Below are 17,101 nucleotides of genomic sequence, written 5' to 3' on the forward strand. Positions count from 1 at the left end.
TAATCTTCTTTTATTGAAAATGGAGCTTATGGGAGTCGAACCCATGTCCAAATTGGGTATTAACCCTCCACTCGTTCACAGGTTTAGCCTTTCTGACCCTCAAGGCGGGAATCGTTCATTATCCCGAACGTAGGATGCTCTGATTTAATCTTAGCCACCAAACCAACCAGAGAACGTTTGTTGGAGCATCCGTTGGGGGTTAGGTCTTTAATCCTTAACGGAGTCAAATTAAAGACGCTCGAACCTATAAGAGGTGTTTTAGGCAGCTACTAGAGCTTCCCGACGAGCAAATTTTACGATATTGTTCGCATTTACTTTTTTTTCGAGTCTTTGATTTCCGAGAGATGACTCGCTCTCGACCTGAATCACAGAGTAGCCTTCGCCAACCTGTCGAAACCGTTAAAGCCCCATGCACTTTACATTTTTATTATAGTACAGAATTTTGTCAGTTGGCAAGTAAAAATTATAAAATTATCTCTATTTAATTTTCTATTTAATTTTTCTGAATTTTTGGCATAATTGGCATCAATTAAATTAAAACTTAGGTGATGGTAATGGTACGCCTAGTAAACTTAAGTTGAGAACATGACCACCTGCAACCAAGTAAACAGGTTCACAAATATTACCTAATTGCCGAACTAACATACCGAGGCGATCGCGGAATTTGCGCCCCTGATGATAAGCTGGAACTACACCCCAACCTGTTTCTTCCGCCACAAATATGATATCAGCTGCAACTAAGGGCAAGGTTTCTAGCAACTCTTTTACAGTATTTTCCCAGATTACATCTTCTATTTCTAGAAAATTAGCTACCCAAGTCCCTAAGGAATCAACTAACAAGCAAGTATCGGTCTGGGATTGAGATAAAGTAGCCGTAAGTTCCACTGGTACAGACAGAGTCAACCAATCTTGAGGTCTTCGTTGTTGGTGTTGTTCAATCCGTTGTTGCCACTCTTGATCATTTGCATCTTGTATAGCTGTGGCGATATATACAACTGTTTTTCCTGAATTTTCTGCCAAATTTTCCGCCCATTCGCTTTTACCCGACCGGGCAGCACCCGTCACTAAAATCACTTTATTCATGACCGATTTCATTATATAATACTTGAAAGTAAACATCCGCGAGGGAAATCAAGCCTAGCTAGAGGAAAGCCTGCTAAATTTAACAATCTGAGCAGAAATTCATTTTGTCCTCCTGAATTCTTTTTTGATCAAGACCATAAATTTTAGGATATTTTTATGAAACCAGGGTTGAAACGGATCGAGGCAACGCTACATGACTTAAAAAGTCGCCATGATCATACCGATAGACAAACCAGTGATCAGACAAAACGCTCTTTCTCCTTTCGGATTAGCATCGGACACCATGAATCTACGGACAATTCTGCCACTACAGGAGCAACCGATAATACCAAATTAGATACAGACCTTAGTCATGGAAATTCAGAAGCTGTATTTCCTCATTATGATTCTGTACCAGTTTTTCCAGCCCAAGAGACTGGAGAAAAAACACCAACTCTCCCTAAATTTAAAACCCCGTCTTTTAGTAGTCATCGTCACGGAGCTAACCCAGCGCTGGCGATGAATATGCTCCAAGCAATTCAAGAAAAAGTTGCTAGTTGGCAAATAGAACTGCAAACAATTGTACAACAAATTCAGGATATTTATTTAGAAGGTGCAATTATTAATGGTTGGTTAGAATCTCATCCCCAACAAGCGGAAACAGGTGTAACAGCTACGTTGCGTCATGCCGAAGTAGATAGACTCATGGACTATGTAGAGGAGATTTGCGCCAATGGAGACAAAGAATCTTATAAATCAGTGCATACCGAATATCGCCTCTGTGGAGTAGATGCAGCGGGTCAGGTTTGGTCACGTCCTTGTCCAGTAGAACAAGTGCCTAGTGTTAGTATAGCGATCGCTCGTCATAAAAGATTACGGCAACTATTAGTACGTCAACAAGATTTAGAAAATCGCTTGAGTCAATTAGCGGAGACTTTAGTAATGTTACATAGTCATATTCAACAAAGTTGAAAAAATGACAATAATTCAGGAGTCAGGAGTCAGGAATCGCTATAAAATAATTTCAAACTCAAGCAAATATCCCCATGATAGAAATTGTATTTCTCGTTGAAGATGATCCAGATGGTGGTTATACAGCCACAGCACTAGGCCAATCAATTTTTACCCAAGCTGATGATATAGAAACACTGCGAGTAATGATTCGTGACGCTGTTCACTGTCATTTTACTGATGAAGAAAAACGTCCTAAAATTATTCGTTTACATATAGTTCGAGATGAGGTAATAGCTTCTTGAAACTTCCACGAGATTTAGCAGGTACAAAATTAGTAAAAGCTCTTGATCGTTTAGAGTACAAACTTAGTCATAAAACAGGTAGTCACATTAGATTAACTACCCAATTAAATGGCGAGCATCATGTTACAGTTCCTGCCCATGATCCTATTAAAATAGGAACTCTGAATGCAATAATTAGAGATATTGCATCTCATCATAATTTTGAGAAAAATGAACTAATTGTGTTACTTTTTTCATAGAAAACAAAGAAATAATTTATGAAATATTTTCCAAAATCAATGACCTTAAATTACACCCAACAAAAACTATTCCCCATTATCAAAATCATCTCCACCGCACTCATCACAAGCGCCATTGGTTTAGAATTATGGAATATACAAACATCCATAACCAATCATCAACTACCGAGTATCTTAACCCCAGCTTTAATCATTGCCCATATTGCCCTATCTGCTCATTTTATGGAAGCATTAATTGCCGCTTATTATGCCCCAACACGCAATCAGACAGCAATCAAATATGCAATTTATACATTTTTTGTCGGTACAGTTGGTTTGTTAGAATTGTGGGAAAATCAGGATCCCTAAAATATTCTCCCCACTTTCTCCACCATCTCCACCGGTTTGAATTATCCTTATACTTGACACTTGACACCAAAATCTAAAATCTACAATGCTAAGAGCCGGAATTGTCGGACTTCCCAACGTCGGAAAATCAACCTTATTTAACGCTGTAGTCGCTAACGCTAAAGCTGAAGCCGCTAATTTCCCATTTTGCACCATTGAACCCAATGTTGGCATGGTCTCAGTCCCCGACGACCGGTTAAACGTTTTAGCAAAAATTGCTACCTCAGTACAAATTGTCCCCGCCCGTGTCGAATTTGTGGACATTGCCGGTTTGGTCAAAGGTGCGAGTCAAGGAGAAGGACTCGGTAATCAATTTTTATCCCACATTCGAGAAGTTGATGCCATAGTTCATGTTGTCCGTTGTTTTGAAAATGATGATATCATTCATGTAGCCGGTTCTGTTGACCCAGTGCGAGATATTGAAATCATTAATTTAGAACTTGGTTTATCAGATTTATCCCAAATTGAAAAACGCATTGAGAGAACCCGCAAAGCCGCACGTACTAGCAAAGACGCACAATTAGAAATTGCTATTTTAGAAAAATTAGCTGCTGCTTTAAATGCAGGTAAATCTGTCCGTCAAGTAAGTTTAAATACCGAAGAATCTGAAGTTATTAAAGGGTTAGGATTACTTACCAATAAACCAATTATTTACGCTGCTAATGTGTCTGAAGAAGACTTAGCAACGGGTAATGATTTTGTGGAAAAAGTTCGAGAAGTCGCGGCGATCGAAAATGCTCAAGTTGTGATAGTATCCGCACAAGTAGAAGCAGAATTAGTCGAATTACCAGAAGCCGATAAAGCTGACTTTCTGGAATCTTTAGGTGTGAAAGAAGGTGGTTTAAAATCCTTAATTCGTGCAACTTATACTCTGTTAGGTTTGCGGACTTATTTCACCTGTGGACCAAAAGAAACCCGCGCTTGGACAATAAATGCCGGAATGTCTGCACCCCAAGCAGCAGGTGTGATTCACTCTGATTTTGAACGGGGATTTATTCGCGCAGAAACTGTGGCTTATAACGATTTAGTAACACACGGCTCAATGAATGCAGCCAAAGAAAAAGGATTAGTCAGAAGTGAAGGAAAAGAGTATATTGTCCAAGAAGGGGATGTGATGTTATTCCGATTTAATGTGTAGCAATTAGCTAACGCACGCTATCGGTGATTAGAATAAGATGAACCACCACTTCCAGTCGCCACAGCAAGTAATAAATTAGACTGCATTTAAATTGTATAAACTAAAATCAGTCTAATTCTTGTGGGGTGGGCATCCCTGACCACCCTGATGTATAAATGACGTATATTTTAAATTACTTTAACATAAACTAGCCTATTTAGGGCTGGCGGAAAAAATGGCAAAAGGCCAGATCAGAACTTCTTAGCATTAGTTAGCTTTTTTGCATCTGAGATCTTGCATTACTGACTATCTTGATATTTAATATTTACATTTGTTTAATGAGATATTTGGTCAATATGATTGACAAGTTGACAATTACCTTGTATATTGTAGGAGGGTTGCTGAAATTCATCATTCATAAAAAGACTAGGGTTAGGACTAGAATACTTATGCCGTATATAGATACCGAGAGCTTGATCACCAAGGAGGGGGTTTTTGATGATCAATTGTTTCGACAAAGTGCTGAAATTGTTGTATCCAAATTAGAAAAATACTTAGCCGACTCATCAATCAGAGGATTAGCACTGAGTAATCCTTATGACTTGTCCCAAGCAGCAAAAGAGATCATGAATCAGGGACACAACAATAGGACTTTATACAATCAGGAAAAGCTAGAAGCAATTATTGACTTATATATTAAAACTGGAATACAAGTGTACTCACCCGGTTATATGGGGAGACAATTTTCCGGTGTAATTCCCTTAGCTGGTCTGATTGATTTAATTAGTTCCATCGTCAGTCAACCGTCCTCCTTCTATGAAGCGGGGCAGTTACCAAACGTAGTTGAGCGGATTATGGCCGATGAGTTTAACCAATTTATTGGTTGGAGTCCTGATAGTTTTGCTATGGTGACCACCTCCGGGGGGACATTAGGTAATTTAACCGCTCTTTTAGCAGCTAGAAACGAAAAATTTCCCCAAATTTGGTCAGAAGGGATTTCTGCATTGGGGGATCAATATCGTCCGGCCATTGCTGTGAGTGAGGATGCACATTATGGCGTTTGTCGGGCTGCGGGGATTATGGGAATCGGAGAAAATCAAATTATCCGTTTACCAATTAATCAGAAAAAACAAATTTGTATAGACAAGGTTCGTCCTACCCTAGAAGCAGCAGAGAAACGGGGGCTAAAGATTTTCTGTTTGGTGGCTTCAGCAGGAACTACTTCCGTAGGTGCTTTTGATTCAATTGATCAATTAGCACAAATTACCAAAGAGAAAAATATCTGGCTTCATATTGACGGCGCTCATGGTGCTAGTTTGCTGGTTTCTGACCAGTTGCGTCACAAATTAAAAGGAATTGAAAAGGCAGATTCCTTTGTCTTGGATGCTCACAAAATGATGTTTTTACCTGGGGTGTGTACCCTTCTTTTCTATAAGAATAAGGAAAAGAGCTATGGAGCATTTCGTCAGAACGCCAGTTATGTCTTTGAAAAAGTTCCTGATATCTATACTCAATTCGATAGTGCAGAACAGAATTTTGAATGCACTAAAAGACCGCTAATCATGAACTTGTGGGTATTATGGGCGCTCTATGGAAAGGACATATTTGCTGACAAGATCGAGTATTTGTGTCAGTTGACTCAAGAAGCCTATCAAATACTCAAACACGAGCCTGATTTCCAGACCATTCATCAACCGGAGGTGAATATCCTTTGTTTCCGATATGTACCGTCTAATGTGAGCGATAATCTGTTGTCTGATTTTCAGTTAGCAATTAGAAATAGAATTAGGGAAGGAGGAAAATTTTTCATTTCCAAGGTAGAAATTGATGGAATTAACTCTTTGCGTGTCGTTTTCATGAATCACAGAATTAATACTCATCACTTTCATGAGTTACTAGACGAAATCAGAAAAATTGGACTGGAATTAATGAGCGGAACTTAGTTAAAAAGCGACTGTTTTAAACAGCTACAAGTTTTCAATTTCAATAATTAGGGTTAAACCAGGTTTTTGGCTTGTTTTATAGTCTTTTATTAGCGGGGGAAAAAAAGTGTTAGAATATCAGGATAGGGGAATGATCATGAATACTGAAACTCAGAAAGTATCTACTTCTAGTGAAGAATTAATTTATCAATTAATTCCACTTGATGAATTAGAACCAAAATCAGTTGATGAAGTAGTTAAACTGCCTTCATTTTTTGAGAAAATCAAAAAATGTGAAAGTTTATTAGAGACGGAATATAGTGGACTTGAAGAGACAATTCAAAATGCTTTAGTATTGCGGCGTTTACAGCAAATGACAAATACTCTCATGCTCAATCCTATTTGGAAAGACATGATTGAGAAGTCAGGCTTAAAAAAAGCCCCCCGCAATTTTGAAGAATGGCAACAATTACCAATTTCTGATAAGAGTACCATGGGTGAGTTGTTCTCATTGTCAAGACCAGGTTTAGTTGTTCCTTTAAGTTATGGCGGTTTTGAAATTGTCGCCAGTGGTGGAACTACAACTGGTTTACCAGTGGAAATGGTTTACTCGTTGCGAGAATTACAAGATACTTACAAGATTGCTGGTAAATTCATCGGACAGTATATGTTAGCTGATTACCTAGCAGGGGATGATCCGAAGTGGGTTGCTACCACCTTAGCGGATTTTCAAATGTGGAGTAGCGGGACAATGGTGGGGGGTGTTTTACAGAATATACCCGGAATTAACTATCTTGGCGCAGGTCCGGTGATGAGGGAAGTTTATCACCACATTATGTCTTATCCCGGTCCAAAGGCAATTATGGCAATTTCCGCAGGTATAGCAATCCTGAGTGACCTGGGTATTGGTTTACATGAAGAAGCTAGGAAAAGTTTCCGTGTAGCAATGTATGGTAGTGGAGTATTACCATATCGCAAACAACTGGAGTTAAAAGAGCTTTATCCCAATCTGGAAATTTTGAGTTACTTTGCTACAGTTCAAAACGAAGCCATTGGCTTACAGTTGCGCCATGAAGTTCCTTATTTGGCTACCGTTCCCGGGTTACATTTGGTGGAGATTGTGGATAGTAAGGGTCGTTGGGTGAAAGTCGGAGAGGAGGGTGAATTGGTTGTGACGCGACTTCATGGCCATGAAGCACCATTTCTGAGGTTTAAATCGGGGGATAGGGTGATACGTCGTCCCAATATAGATAAACCGAAATTAAAAACCCAACAATTTGAGTTTTTAGGTCGCAGTGGAGATATTATTCACATTAACGACACACAATATTCTGCTCCCCAAGTTTACGCTTCTCTCTGTCATGAATTGAAAGCAGCTGGTATTTTTGACTTGGAAGCATTGGCTCATGAAATGCAGTTTGTTAACCATCGCACAACCAAAACCTTGCAGTTAATCGCTGCGGTAGACGATATCAAAACCTTGTTTATCAGAATGGATAATATGCTGGGAGTTGAAGGAATCAGGCGTTTATTTATTCAATCTTTAATGCACTCTTTATCTATTTTTAATATAGGAGAAGCTAATGTATATTACACTGAAAGGAGTGGGTATAAATTTGAAATAAAACTTGTGAACAAGTGGTCGGAAGAGATTTATAGAACTCAACTAGGTAAAGTACCTTTAGTTAGAGATATTTTCTAAAGTCAGCTATATCCTGAGTCACATCAGGATATGGATCACAAGGTAGGGAATGTCACGCCCGAACCCTAGATTAATTATTCTAGTAGGCTTGTAAATAGCAAATCCTTAACTTTTTCAGGTTAGTTCTGTTCAACAAGAATCCTCTCACTTGAGGAGAGTGTCAACGACTGTTTTTTTTCAAGTAAAATAACGAGGAAAATTATGGAGTCAAAGATCAGCATATTTTGTGTTGTTGATGTCATTGAATCACTTTCGGGTGGAACGCTGTTAAATGGTAATCTTTGCATGATGGACAATAGCCCTCTGGGTAGTCTCAATCAGGGAACAACCAATTTAATCACTTTGTGTCATCCAGGACAAACTATCCAGTGGACAATTTTAGCTCTTGATTTGCAGACACCAGTAGCTATTAGAAAGATTACCTTTCTTAACCAAGATGGTACTAGTGTTGAACCGCTTCCAGATGACCCTACAAAACTGGAAAGCGATAAGCTGCATTTGAATATTTGGTCTGGCATTGTCCCATACTATCTTGTACCCGGCGTAGATTATCGCTATAGATTTGAGTTGCAAATGTATGAAGGCAAGAACTGTCTGATGTATGTAGATACTCCTGCTTTGAAGTGCATTTAACCTCAGCTTGATAAAAAACAACAAAAACCCCTGTAAAGATAGGACTTTATGGACGGTTGGAACTAGGCGTTGAAGAGTGAAAACAAACTTAAACTCAGAGAAAAAGGAATCTTTATGAGCCAACAGTTGGGAATAATATTGTTGATTGATGTGGCAGCGGCCATAGAAGCCAACACTTTGGAAGGTAATACTTACCTGTTCGACAACATGAAATTGCAGGGGTCTGAAGGTTTAGGCACTGGCAAATTAATTTCTGCAATTAATGGCACTAGTTACTGTGATGGTTCTCAAGCTAATGAGCAGGTTTTGAACTGGCTGCCCTATGGAGTTGGTTCTTTGCCCCCCACCCTGCCCAAGAGCTTTCTATCAGACAAGTCGAAAAATAGCGATCTCAAGGCACTTGAAGAGATACAAGCTCTTGCAGATAGACTGACCGGTGCTAGTGCTGACGAATCTCAAAATATCTCTGATGTCGTCCAGGAATTACAAAGGATCTCGAAAGCTGTCGGTGTCAAGACTCAAGTTCAGAGTAGAAATAGTGATGTTAGTCAGGACATTGGCCATCTTGGGCAAAAAATTATGGATGTCACAGGAAACCTTGTGACTGAATTGGATGGGAAAATTCCGGAAATCAATTCTCTCAATCCAATCATTACAAACATCACCGGCGAAGCAGTTGATAAAAATGTCATTTATCCTGCTGCCTATGGCTCTCCTGATATGGTGACAGATGGCTGGTACTGGGCTGCATCTGTGGATACATCTAGACCGGGAACCTATGCTTACACAATGCATATACAGTTGTACAAACTATCTCGTGAGAATCAAGCATGGGCTTGGGTACCAGTAGATTTTACCCATGATGCTTATATCAAGATTTCTAATGATCCCAAGAAAAATGGGTTTACAAATGCAGGTATTGGATACCTACCAATCCCTATGGTCTAGTCAAATGCTTGATTTTCAAACGCAATTTCAAAAAATGGAAGACAGATTATGGCAAAAACAATAACGATCGCCAGTGTAATAGATGTTGTGGGCGCATTGGCAACTGATTCCTTGAGCGGACAAGTCTATTTTACAGACACCGAGAAAGCATCTGGTTCTACAGGCCATGGTACAGAAAGTTTAAAAACCATGGTGTCAGTAGGAGATGTATTGGTTTGGACAGTGACATTCTTAGAATGTGAGGCCTATGCTGCCATTGATGAAATCATCATTGACAAGAAATACTGTGAACCAGAAAAGAAGGTTTATGAAGGTACTGATGTCTCCTACTGGTCTGGTACGGTGAAGGAGAATGTGCAATTAGTTCCTTACACTATCAAATTTAACGTGGGAACTCGGGCAGAATCTATAGCCACCGCTTCCCCTCTCTATCTTGTGGGTAAAGATGCCTAAACTGCCAAGAATTACAATTTAACTAAGCAAGAGGAAAACCATGTCAGATAAGTCTACTCTCAAGAAGCAAAATCCTGGACAGCTAAATTCAGTGCAACTGAATATAGTCAGTGTCATAGACGTTCATAAAGCTGTGAGAACGGGAAGCCTGAAAAACACCCTGTACATGATGGACAACAGCGTCGGGGGACAAGGACAGGGAACAGATCATTTACAAACCGTCTGTAAGCCCGGACAGGTTCTGAATTGGATTATCTATCCTATGGATATGGAAAAGAAACCAGATGGAACATGGCCACCTATGCCAAAAATTAATAACATTGTTTTCCTAGACAGTCAACAACAAGGTGACGCTGAGGAATTTTCTGAAACCAAAATCTGCACTGAGTTGAAGGTTTATGGTGGTCCAGATATGATGCGTCATCGTTATTGCCCAGTTTATTATTATTGGGCAGGAGCAGTATTAAGCACATTGAAACCTGGTGTTTATAATTACAGATTTGTCCTGGAACTGGAGCAGGAAGGCAAAAAGGAGAAATTGTATTTGCATACTCAGGAAAAGCCTTCTTTGAAAGTAATTGATATAACCGCAGGACAATACTAATCTCTGTTAATAGTATTTCTGGTTTGTCGGTCATATCAAATGACATAATCACAAGACAGATCTAATGATTAGATGAGCTAAATTGCACCTGATTGTATATAGGTTGTGGGCAAATATGCCCACAATAGAAAACTTAAATTGCTAAATATTTGGGTTTTTCAACCCTTGCTATTTAGCTTTAATGATTTGTGTTGTAAATGCTGAAATTATTGATGATCAATAAATGGTAAAGTTCCGCATTATTGAATCACAGGACTTTGAACAAACTGTTGATTTATGCTCTAATTTATTTGTGAATAATGAACCCATAACTAAAAGTTTGCAGATAAATTATCAAGAATTTAGACAATTAGCTGAAGCTTATTTGAGCAAAGCAATTCTGGATAGGCTTTCTATAGTTGCGACTGAAGATAATGGAATTATTGTTGGTTTTGTTATATCAGAACATTTGATGACTATTCCCCCTTATATTCAGGAAATCAGTCATAAATTTGCAGCAATTCACAAGTTTTCCCAGGAGTTAAAATATAGTTATTTTGATAAATATCAATATTATTACTGGGAATTATTTCAGACTTTACATATTTTTTTGTTAGGAGTAAAAGATGAATACAAAAATCAAAAAATTGCTACGAACTTAATCAGAGAGAATTTAAAGTTAGCCAAACTTAACTATTTTTCTGTGGCTATTTCTGAACTCACTGGAATTGCATCTCAAAATCTATTTCGGAAAATAGGCTTTCAAGAAGAGGTAACACTCAGCTACGACTCTTATATCTTTAAAGGTGAGAAAATATTTTCCTCTATTAAAGAATCTACAAGTTGTAAGTTAATGTCATATAGAATTTAGCTGGACTAAGATGAGAACATCTGGTAAAAATAAAATCTGGGATCATATCATCAGCCGATGGAAACGAAGATAGATAATTGATAAGTTCTGTGTTAAAAAGGAGTTATCGTCAAATTTTAAGGAGATAATGACGTGAAAACAGCACTAGTTCTAGTTGACATTCAAAATGATTATTTCCCCGGTGGCAAATGGGAACTTGTCGGCATGGATATAGCAGCTTTTAATGCTGGAAGGCTTCTAACTGCCTTTCGTGAGAGAAAGCAATTAATTTTTCATATTCAACATATTGCCAAGAATGCTGACGCACCATTTTTTGTTGTTGATACCTATGGCGCTGAGATTCATGATTCTGTGAAACCCCAGGAAAACGAAAAGATTATTATCAAGGAGTTCCCAAATAGTTTTCGTCAAACTACTCTTCTTGATCATTTACGTAGTGCTGGGGTGGAAAGATTAGTGATTTCTGGGGCTATGAGTAATATGTGCATAGATGCTACAACTCGCGCTGCAAATGATTTAGGTTTCGACTGTATTGTTGCTCATGATGCTTGTGCAGCTAAGAATCTTGAATTCTATGGTCATATTACACCTGCTTTGGAAGTTCACTGTGCCTTTATGTCAGCCCTTAGTTTTGCTTATGCTCAGGTGGTCTCAACTAACGAAGCGATAGCTATTTCAGCTTTGACCTAAGTTTTGATCACCTTCACGGGTTTTCGGCATTTTCCTGATCACGAATGTTTTTCAGCAACCCCTATTCTAGAAAGTTGTGAAGTGCTTGGCGATTTAATTTCATCTTTTCTGCTAACAATTCCCAGTTTTCCCCCTCAATTATATGAATAAATTCGTCCAAATTTTCCCGGTATTGATATAGTGAATTTAATAATGCTTGGCGGTTATATTGCGCCATCATTACCCCTAATTCTGGATTTCCACCCCCCACCCTACTTGTATCCCGAAACCCTGAACTAGCGAAATTTTGGGCTAATTTGGCGATTTCTGGATCTGTTTCACTTAAACAAGCTGCTATCAAGGAGGCACTTACTATCACTGGTAAATGGGAAATCCAACTCACAGCTTGATCATGTTGTTCTGGTTGACAATGATAGACAACCGAACCGAGCGATCGCACAATTTCCTCTATAATCGTGACAATATGACTAGCTGTAGTCTCTATGGGTGTTAATACATAAGGACGATTGACAAATAAATTCCGCTGTGCTGATTCTATACCTACATCCGTCTTTCCCGCCATGGGATGACCACCAATAAAATTCTCCCACAAAGGGGAAATCGCCTTTACTATAGGTGTTTTTACTGAACCAACATCAGTTATAATAGTAGTTTTAGGTAAATAACCAATTAACTCTTTAATTCGGGGAATTATTAGTCCTATGGGAGTGCAAATAAACACAACTTCGGCTGATGCTAATAGGCTTAAATCCAAAGAAGCTTGATCTACACTACCGATTTCAACAGCCCTGACACAAGTTGATTCACGACAACTCACACCTAAAACATGGTGTCCTTGAGAACGTAAATCGAAACCCAAACAACCACCTATCAATCCTAAACCTAAAATACCAATTTTCATTGTCACCTGTAAATATGTATAATTTAAACTTTTGATACTTGACTCCAATTGCCAAAGTTAACAATATTTAAGCATAATGATCATATATCCAGTCAATCAGAATATTCTATGCCTAATTTCAATGCGACTGTGGATTATAGCACAGAATTTTCATATATTGGTTATTTGGTAGAAAAGCAATAATTTTGAACTTTTACATAATCTACTCAAATTAGCAGGAGACAAAGAATGCGTGATACATTTAATCGGATGATAGGTAAAACTAGATATGTTGTCTGTCGGTTATTTTTGCATTTAGGAGGATCTGACGTAGCGCCGATCTTAGGCGTTTTGAATCGGGCTGCAAGGGAAGCAATTGACGCTGATGGTGATATAGAAGTTTTAGGAGAAGAATTGGCGCAACTTTGCCAAACCTTGCTTCAATATGATGAGTATTGGTTATCTGCTGCTAATGAAGGTGATGTATTTTGGGAGGAAGGGGACGCAGGAGATTACGTCAATGAACTATTCACAGACTCAGCCCAAAGATATGGCGCTAATCTTGATTTTAGTTCTACTTCCTCAAACCAGCCCTTATCACTTCCCGCAACCCGTAACGTTATTGTTATGATTATAGTCGCCACAGAGGGAGAAATTCCAGAGTTAGAAACAGACTTAGCCAATATTCCAGCCTTAAGAGAAGCTTTAAGGGCTTTGATTAATTTACACTACAAATATAAACTCCGCGCTATCCAAGTGCATTTTTCACCCGCTCAGTTAGGAGATGATCTTTCTAGTGATCAGCTATTGGAATATTACCCCGAATTGATCCCATTGTAAATTATTTCAGGACTTAGGGAAAAGATCAGGAAAGTGGGGATAATTCATCAATTACCTCTACAAAAAAATAATTCGTCAGTCACATCTTACCTAAGTCTTATATTTGTTAACCTGTAATTAGTATCCGCACAAAACATGAATACCGTGATTATAACTATGCTGCGTAAATTTACAGTTGTTTGTTTAGCCCTAACTTTATGCTTAACAACTGTAGCCTGTGGAGGAGAAAACCAAACTAATTCCGCAAAACCGGATATTAGCCAAACTGCTACCCCCACCAAATTAAATGATGGACAGTATCAAGTACAACAAGCCACATACAACGATGCTAATGGTGAGTATACTCTGTTTTTACTCAACAACAACCCCCCAAGCTTTGCTACAGAAAAGCTACAAATGGCCAGATTAACTGAGGAAGAAATCAAAGCCGGTAAGAAAACTTACTTAAAAGTAGAAAATGGTCAGCCAGCTTTATACCTGACAGAAGACTTTAAACTTGAGTACGTCCATAATGTCACAGAGACAAAAACCAATCCCCAAACCGGACAAAAAGAAACCGTCATTGTTCGTCAAGAATCTAACTTTTGGACACCTTTTGCTGCGTCTTTAGCTGGTAACGTCGCTGGTCAAGCTATTGGTAGTATGTTGTTTAGACCTCAATACTATGTTCCCCCCGTTTATCAGCCCGGTGGGGTCATGACCGGTTATGGTGGTTATGGTTCTAGTTATGATTCAGCAGTTGCTAATTATCGTTCTCGCTACAATGAACCACCCGCAGCAGTAAGAAATCGTACTACTTTCCGCACCACAGGAAACATCAGAAACTCCTCTTCAGGACGCGCTACAACCAATAATAACCCAACCGGAAGAGCCTCCGGTTCTGGTTTTGGTGGTAGCAACCTCAGACCTTCTGGTAATTCTAGCTCTACCCAACGCAATTCTGGTAGTAGTTTTGGTAGTGGAGGTCGTTCTTCTAGTCGTCGTTCTTCCGGTTTTGGTAGCAGAAGAAGATAGGATATTACAGTAGGTTGGGTTTCGTTCCTCAACCCAACATGATCAATATCAGACAGCAGCCTAATATCAATCTTTTACTAACCTAGAAGTTGGGTGACGCTGTTGCTTAACCCAATCTACAATATTTGTGATAAATTTTTTTAGAGATGTTTTATGAAACGTCTCTACTTTCAATTTTATTCATAAATAATAAGGAGAGGGAGTTATTAGAAACTCAGCAAAAATACAAAAATCTACAAAATATCAATCTGATATAGAACTCGTATTTGATTTTTGAAAAAAATTAGGTATTGTCGGGTGCTTTACTACTGCATAAATTCTATCAATAAATAGATTTGTAATATCTGACGCACCAACCGTATCTTTTCATAAATCAAATATTATTCCTATATTGACAATAAAAACAGAAACTCATTCAACTAAAGACATCAAATCAAAAAATATTTTTTAATTTTTCCGTTTTTAGAAGTAAGAAAGGGTTGACATTTGATTTTAAATCTGTTATTATCATCTTGATAAGGAAGAACTATCTCGCTATAAAAACAGAAACTCATTCAACTAAAGACATCAAATCAAAAAATATTTTTTAATTTTTCCGTTTTTAGAAGTAAGAAAGGGTTGACATTTGATTTTAAATCTGTTATTATCATCTTGATAAGGAAGAACTATCTTGCTATAAATAGCAGATAATATAATAGTAGTTATAATTTAGTCTTAACAGACTAGATCCAGCGCGAACATACTAAGCGGTATCTCTGATATATTGTATATTAACATGGGATTGGTGCGGATCGAACGCACGGCCTAGCGCTTAGGAGGCGCTCGCTCTATCCAACTGAGCTACAACCCCAAAGACAACATAAAGATTGTCAAATACTATCATAGCAGTATTTTCATTGAGACTGCCAATAATTATCCCAATCATGGCCACCAATTTCTAAACCGCACAGATTACTACTTGCATTCAGGATAACCTGAGATTTGCTGCCATTAACTTCTCGCAATTCTAAGTTTAGCTCTCCCTGCATGGTATCTCGACAACAGAAAGTTAAACCATTGGTTGTCGGAGCGCGGAGGGGAGTACCTGGTAACTGGGTAGTTCCGGTCAGTGTCACTTCATAACTTAGATTTTTGGCTTGCATTTGCCATCTACCCCAGGGCTGAATTTGCCATTTTACCTCCGAATTCCAGGGGACAAATTCATAAAATTTACCTTGGTAGTGAATACCAATCATAGCAACTGATTCCATCCACCATAATACACCACGTTTGCCCCCACCAGCAGTTAAAGCTAAATCGGGTTGATTAATGAAAGAATTGCAATTTAGCCAAAACCATTTTTGGGGAAAAGCACCACCCCAGTTCTTTTCTGCGTATGCTGGCGCATTTGTAAATTCATATATTTTACCATGCCAGTCTATCCAACCACTAGCTAAACCATGAGCCATTAAAATTTGCCACCCAGGTTCAAATATCTGCGAAAATGATAACCAACCCGCTGTTGATTGCTGAAAACTATTTTGATTTCCCCAACCATATATAGGTTTAATTGTATACTCCCATTGGCAATAATTACCAGTGGCAGGATCTGTAATTATGCCTTGATTTAAGGTAGCTGTGGCTTGATAGCCTTCAGAAATATGCTGTGTAAATTCACTGGGAGTGAGATATAGCGGGGAAACTTGTAAGTTAGTTTTTCCCCAATGTCCTAATCCTAATACATCCCGACTCGCCCAAAATTTATTCACATCGGGAAAAGTGCGACAGAGGTACTCATCATTTATGCCCAGAATTTGGGCTGCACCGCCACTGTAGGGCTGATTACCTTTGGGGTCTTCGATGGAGTACATGAAGGCGATAGTTTGCCTAATTTCGGGTATTGTGACGCGGTAATACCAGCCTTCAAAAAAGCGGCGATTACTACCGTCCCAATGATAACCGCTGTGGGGGGTTTGGGTGCAATTGAGGTGGTTTGTGATCATACTGAGCATAGATGCTGTTATTTTGCTGATTTTTGAGTATGGACAACGCGGAGACTTTGGATTAAGATCATTAAAGAAGCGATCGCCATTAATAGCCCCCAAAACCAATAAGGTAAAAACAAATACTTCTGCATTTGTCCTGTATCTGATAGTCCTAATGGTCCTGCGGTATAACTGAATAAATAATCAAGTTGATGATAGGTACTTACACAAGCTTGCACACCTAGAAACTGAATTGCAAACCCTTGTACCCAAAGAGGTGTTTTTAAGGCGATTCCTAATATCATAAAACCTAATAAGGGAATTGCGACAAAACCAAACCAAGAACGCACCCAAATTAATGTAGACAGGAGTAAAAAACCGCCCAAAATTTTTAAACTCAAAGAAGTGGTTTTTAAACTACCGGAAGCGAGAATTAGACCTGCACCAGCGAGAGGTGGACCCATTGGACCAGCAGCAGCGACCAAGCCGATACCAAGATATCCCCATCCGTTACTTAAAGTATAATGAGCTACACCAGAA

General features: G+C 38.7%; 19 protein-coding genes, 1 tRNA gene and 1 other RNA gene. 15 read left to right on the forward strand and 6 right to left on the reverse strand.

Features of this window, described 5'->3' with window-relative positions; genetic code table 11:
- Nucleotides 1-17: 17 nt before the first annotated feature.
- Together ssrA and cobU are read right to left on the reverse strand one after the other, a co-directional pair.
- Nucleotides 18-409: a transfer-messenger RNA gene (ssrA, locus tag ACIR310F_RS23945) on the reverse strand.
- Nucleotides 410-534: 125 nt separating this feature from the next.
- Nucleotides 535-1,083: a bifunctional adenosylcobinamide kinase/adenosylcobinamide-phosphate guanylyltransferase gene (cobU, locus tag ACIR310F_RS0101045; RefSeq protein WP_028082218.1), complete on the reverse strand. Its 549-nt coding sequence runs from the start codon at nt 1,081-1,083 to the stop codon at nt 535-537.
- Nucleotides 1,084-1,239: 156 nt separating this feature from the next.
- Between cobU and ACIR310F_RS0101050 the strand changes: the two genes are divergently transcribed.
- The 13 genes from ACIR310F_RS0101050 to ACIR310F_RS0101110 all read left to right on the forward strand — a co-directional run bounded on the left by ACIR310F_RS0101050 (nt 1,240) and on the right by ACIR310F_RS0101110 (nt 11,863).
- On the forward strand, nt 1,240-2,034 hold the full coding sequence (locus ACIR310F_RS0101050) for a hypothetical protein (protein WP_028082219.1): 795 nt from the start codon (nt 1,240-1,242) through the stop codon (nt 2,032-2,034).
- 74 nt (nt 2,035-2,108) lie between these two features.
- A complete protein-coding gene (locus ACIR310F_RS0101055) occupies nt 2,109-2,318 on the forward strand; it encodes a hypothetical protein (protein WP_028082220.1) in 210 nt (69 codons plus the stop codon).
- The gene (locus tag ACIR310F_RS0101060; protein ID WP_028082221.1) at nt 2,315-2,557 is read left to right on the forward strand and encodes a type II toxin-antitoxin system HicA family toxin; all 243 of its coding nucleotides are present in this window, start codon (nt 2,315-2,317) and stop codon (nt 2,555-2,557) included. The genes ACIR310F_RS0101055 and ACIR310F_RS0101060 overlap by 4 nt, the downstream gene beginning before the upstream one ends.
- An 18-nt stretch (nt 2,558-2,575) precedes the next feature.
- Nucleotides 2,576-2,905, forward strand: a complete 330-nt coding sequence (locus ACIR310F_RS0101065; protein WP_155963562.1) for a hypothetical protein — start codon at nt 2,576-2,578, stop codon at nt 2,903-2,905.
- A gap of 85 nt (nt 2,906-2,990) precedes the next feature.
- Complete coding sequence (ychF, locus tag ACIR310F_RS0101070) at nt 2,991-4,082, forward strand: redox-regulated ATPase YchF (protein WP_028082223.1); 1,092 nt, start codon at nt 2,991-2,993, stop codon at nt 4,080-4,082.
- A 428-nt stretch (nt 4,083-4,510) separates the two neighbouring features.
- Nucleotides 4,511-6,004 carry a pyridoxal phosphate-dependent decarboxylase family protein gene (locus ACIR310F_RS21150; RefSeq protein ID WP_051289432.1) on the forward strand — a complete coding sequence of 498 codons (1,494 nt, stop codon included), beginning with the start codon at nt 4,511-4,513 and terminating at the stop codon, nt 6,002-6,004.
- A gap of 136 nt (nt 6,005-6,140) precedes the next feature.
- Entirely contained in the window at nt 6,141-7,685 is a 1,545-nt protein-coding gene (locus tag ACIR310F_RS0101080; RefSeq protein WP_035367400.1) for a phenylacetate--CoA ligase family protein, read from the forward strand.
- A gap of 201 nt (nt 7,686-7,886) precedes the next feature.
- The gene (locus ACIR310F_RS0101085; RefSeq protein WP_028082225.1) at nt 7,887-8,318 is read left to right on the forward strand and encodes a hypothetical protein; all 432 of its coding nucleotides are present in this window, start codon (nt 7,887-7,889) and stop codon (nt 8,316-8,318) included.
- Between the two features lie 69 nt (nt 8,319-8,387).
- Nucleotides 8,388-9,266, forward strand: coding sequence for a methyl-accepting chemotaxis domain-containing protein (locus ACIR310F_RS0101090; protein ID WP_231387349.1), 879 nt, complete (start codon nt 8,388-8,390; stop codon nt 9,264-9,266).
- Nucleotides 9,267-9,314: 48 nt separating this feature from the next.
- Nucleotides 9,315-9,719, forward strand: coding sequence for a hypothetical protein (locus ACIR310F_RS0101095; protein WP_028082227.1), 405 nt, complete (start codon nt 9,315-9,317; stop codon nt 9,717-9,719).
- A 40-nt stretch (nt 9,720-9,759) separates the two neighbouring features.
- The gene (locus tag ACIR310F_RS0101100; RefSeq protein WP_028082228.1) at nt 9,760-10,323 is read left to right on the forward strand and encodes a hypothetical protein; all 564 of its coding nucleotides are present in this window, start codon (nt 9,760-9,762) and stop codon (nt 10,321-10,323) included.
- A gap of 223 nt (nt 10,324-10,546) precedes the next feature.
- Nucleotides 10,547-11,173 (forward strand): GNAT family N-acetyltransferase, encoded by a 627-nt coding sequence (locus ACIR310F_RS0101105; protein ID WP_028082229.1) that lies wholly within the window; start codon nt 10,547-10,549, stop codon nt 11,171-11,173.
- 132 nt (nt 11,174-11,305) lie between these two features.
- Nucleotides 11,306-11,863 (forward strand): cysteine hydrolase family protein, encoded by a 558-nt coding sequence (locus tag ACIR310F_RS0101110; RefSeq protein ID WP_028082230.1) that lies wholly within the window; start codon nt 11,306-11,308, stop codon nt 11,861-11,863.
- Between the two features lie 61 nt (nt 11,864-11,924).
- Here ACIR310F_RS0101110 and ACIR310F_RS0101115 read toward each other — a convergent pair whose 3' ends face one another.
- Nucleotides 11,925-12,764, reverse strand: coding sequence for a prephenate/arogenate dehydrogenase (locus tag ACIR310F_RS0101115; protein ID WP_028082231.1), 840 nt, complete (start codon nt 12,762-12,764; stop codon nt 11,925-11,927).
- A 228-nt stretch (nt 12,765-12,992) separates the two neighbouring features.
- On the opposite strand from ACIR310F_RS0101115, the gene ACIR310F_RS0101120 reads away from it, so the two are divergent.
- Both ACIR310F_RS0101120 and ACIR310F_RS0101125 read left to right on the forward strand, forming a co-directional pair.
- Nucleotides 12,993-13,583: a DUF1517 domain-containing protein gene (locus ACIR310F_RS0101120; RefSeq protein WP_028082232.1), complete on the forward strand. Its 591-nt coding sequence runs from the start codon at nt 12,993-12,995 to the stop codon at nt 13,581-13,583.
- A 135-nt stretch (nt 13,584-13,718) separates the two neighbouring features.
- A complete protein-coding gene (locus ACIR310F_RS0101125; protein ID WP_414534058.1) occupies nt 13,719-14,597 on the forward strand; it encodes a hypothetical protein in 879 nt (292 codons plus the stop codon).
- A gap of 776 nt (nt 14,598-15,373) precedes the next feature.
- Here ACIR310F_RS0101125 and ACIR310F_RS0101130 read toward each other — a convergent pair.
- The 3 genes from ACIR310F_RS0101130 to ACIR310F_RS21155 all read right to left on the reverse strand — a co-directional run.
- Nucleotides 15,374-15,447, reverse strand: a tRNA-Arg gene (locus ACIR310F_RS0101130).
- A gap of 43 nt (nt 15,448-15,490) precedes the next feature.
- Nucleotides 15,491-16,588: a tocopherol cyclase family protein gene (locus tag ACIR310F_RS0101135; RefSeq protein ID WP_028082234.1), complete on the reverse strand. Its 1,098-nt coding sequence runs from the start codon at nt 16,586-16,588 to the stop codon at nt 15,491-15,493.
- Between the two features lie 8 nt (nt 16,589-16,596).
- Nucleotides 16,597-17,101, reverse strand: a 505-nt coding sequence (locus tag ACIR310F_RS21155; protein ID WP_231387350.1) for a M50 family metallopeptidase, incomplete at its 5' end; no start/stop codon positions are given.

Source organism: Dolichospermum circinale AWQC310F (assembly GCF_000426925.1).
GTDB lineage: Bacteria > Cyanobacteriota > Cyanobacteriia > Cyanobacteriales > Nostocaceae > Dolichospermum > Dolichospermum circinale.

Bases quoted from the DNA above. Each gene is read 5' to 3' on its own strand.
- ACIR310F_RS0101100 (WP_028082228.1), top strand. From the start codon at position 9,760: ATGTCAGATAAGTCTACTCTCAAGAAGCAAAATCCTGGACAGCTAAAT.
- ACIR310F_RS0101095 (WP_028082227.1), top strand. From the start codon at position 9,315: ATGGCAAAAACAATAACGATCGCCAGTGTAATAGATGTTGTGGGCGCA.
- ACIR310F_RS0101105 (WP_028082229.1), top strand. From the start codon at position 10,547: ATGGTAAAGTTCCGCATTATTGAATCACAGGACTTTGAACAAACTGTT.
- ACIR310F_RS0101115 (WP_028082231.1), bottom strand. From the start codon at position 12,764: ATGAAAATTGGTATTTTAGGTTTAGGATTGATAGGTGGTTGTTTGGGT.
- ychF (WP_028082223.1), top strand. From the start codon at position 2,991: ATGCTAAGAGCCGGAATTGTCGGACTTCCCAACGTCGGAAAATCAACC.
- ACIR310F_RS21150 (WP_051289432.1), top strand. From the start codon at position 4,511: ATGCCGTATATAGATACCGAGAGCTTGATCACCAAGGAGGGGGTTTTT.
- ACIR310F_RS0101065 (WP_155963562.1), top strand. From the start codon at position 2,576: ATGAAATATTTTCCAAAATCAATGACCTTAAATTACACCCAACAAAAA.
- cobU (WP_028082218.1), bottom strand. From the start codon at position 1,083: ATGAATAAAGTGATTTTAGTGACGGGTGCTGCCCGGTCGGGTAAAAGC.
- ACIR310F_RS0101125 (WP_414534058.1), top strand. From the start codon at position 13,719: ATGAATACCGTGATTATAACTATGCTGCGTAAATTTACAGTTGTTTGT.
- ACIR310F_RS0101055 (WP_028082220.1), top strand. From the start codon at position 2,109: ATGATAGAAATTGTATTTCTCGTTGAAGATGATCCAGATGGTGGTTAT.
- ACIR310F_RS0101080 (WP_035367400.1), top strand. From the start codon at position 6,141: ATGAATACTGAAACTCAGAAAGTATCTACTTCTAGTGAAGAATTAATT.
- ACIR310F_RS0101120 (WP_028082232.1), top strand. From the start codon at position 12,993: ATGCGTGATACATTTAATCGGATGATAGGTAAAACTAGATATGTTGTC.
- ACIR310F_RS0101050 (WP_028082219.1), top strand. From the start codon at position 1,240: ATGAAACCAGGGTTGAAACGGATCGAGGCAACGCTACATGACTTAAAA.
- ACIR310F_RS0101085 (WP_028082225.1), top strand. From the start codon at position 7,887: ATGGAGTCAAAGATCAGCATATTTTGTGTTGTTGATGTCATTGAATCA.
- ACIR310F_RS0101135 (WP_028082234.1), bottom strand. From the start codon at position 16,588: ATGCTCAGTATGATCACAAACCACCTCAATTGCACCCAAACCCCCCAC.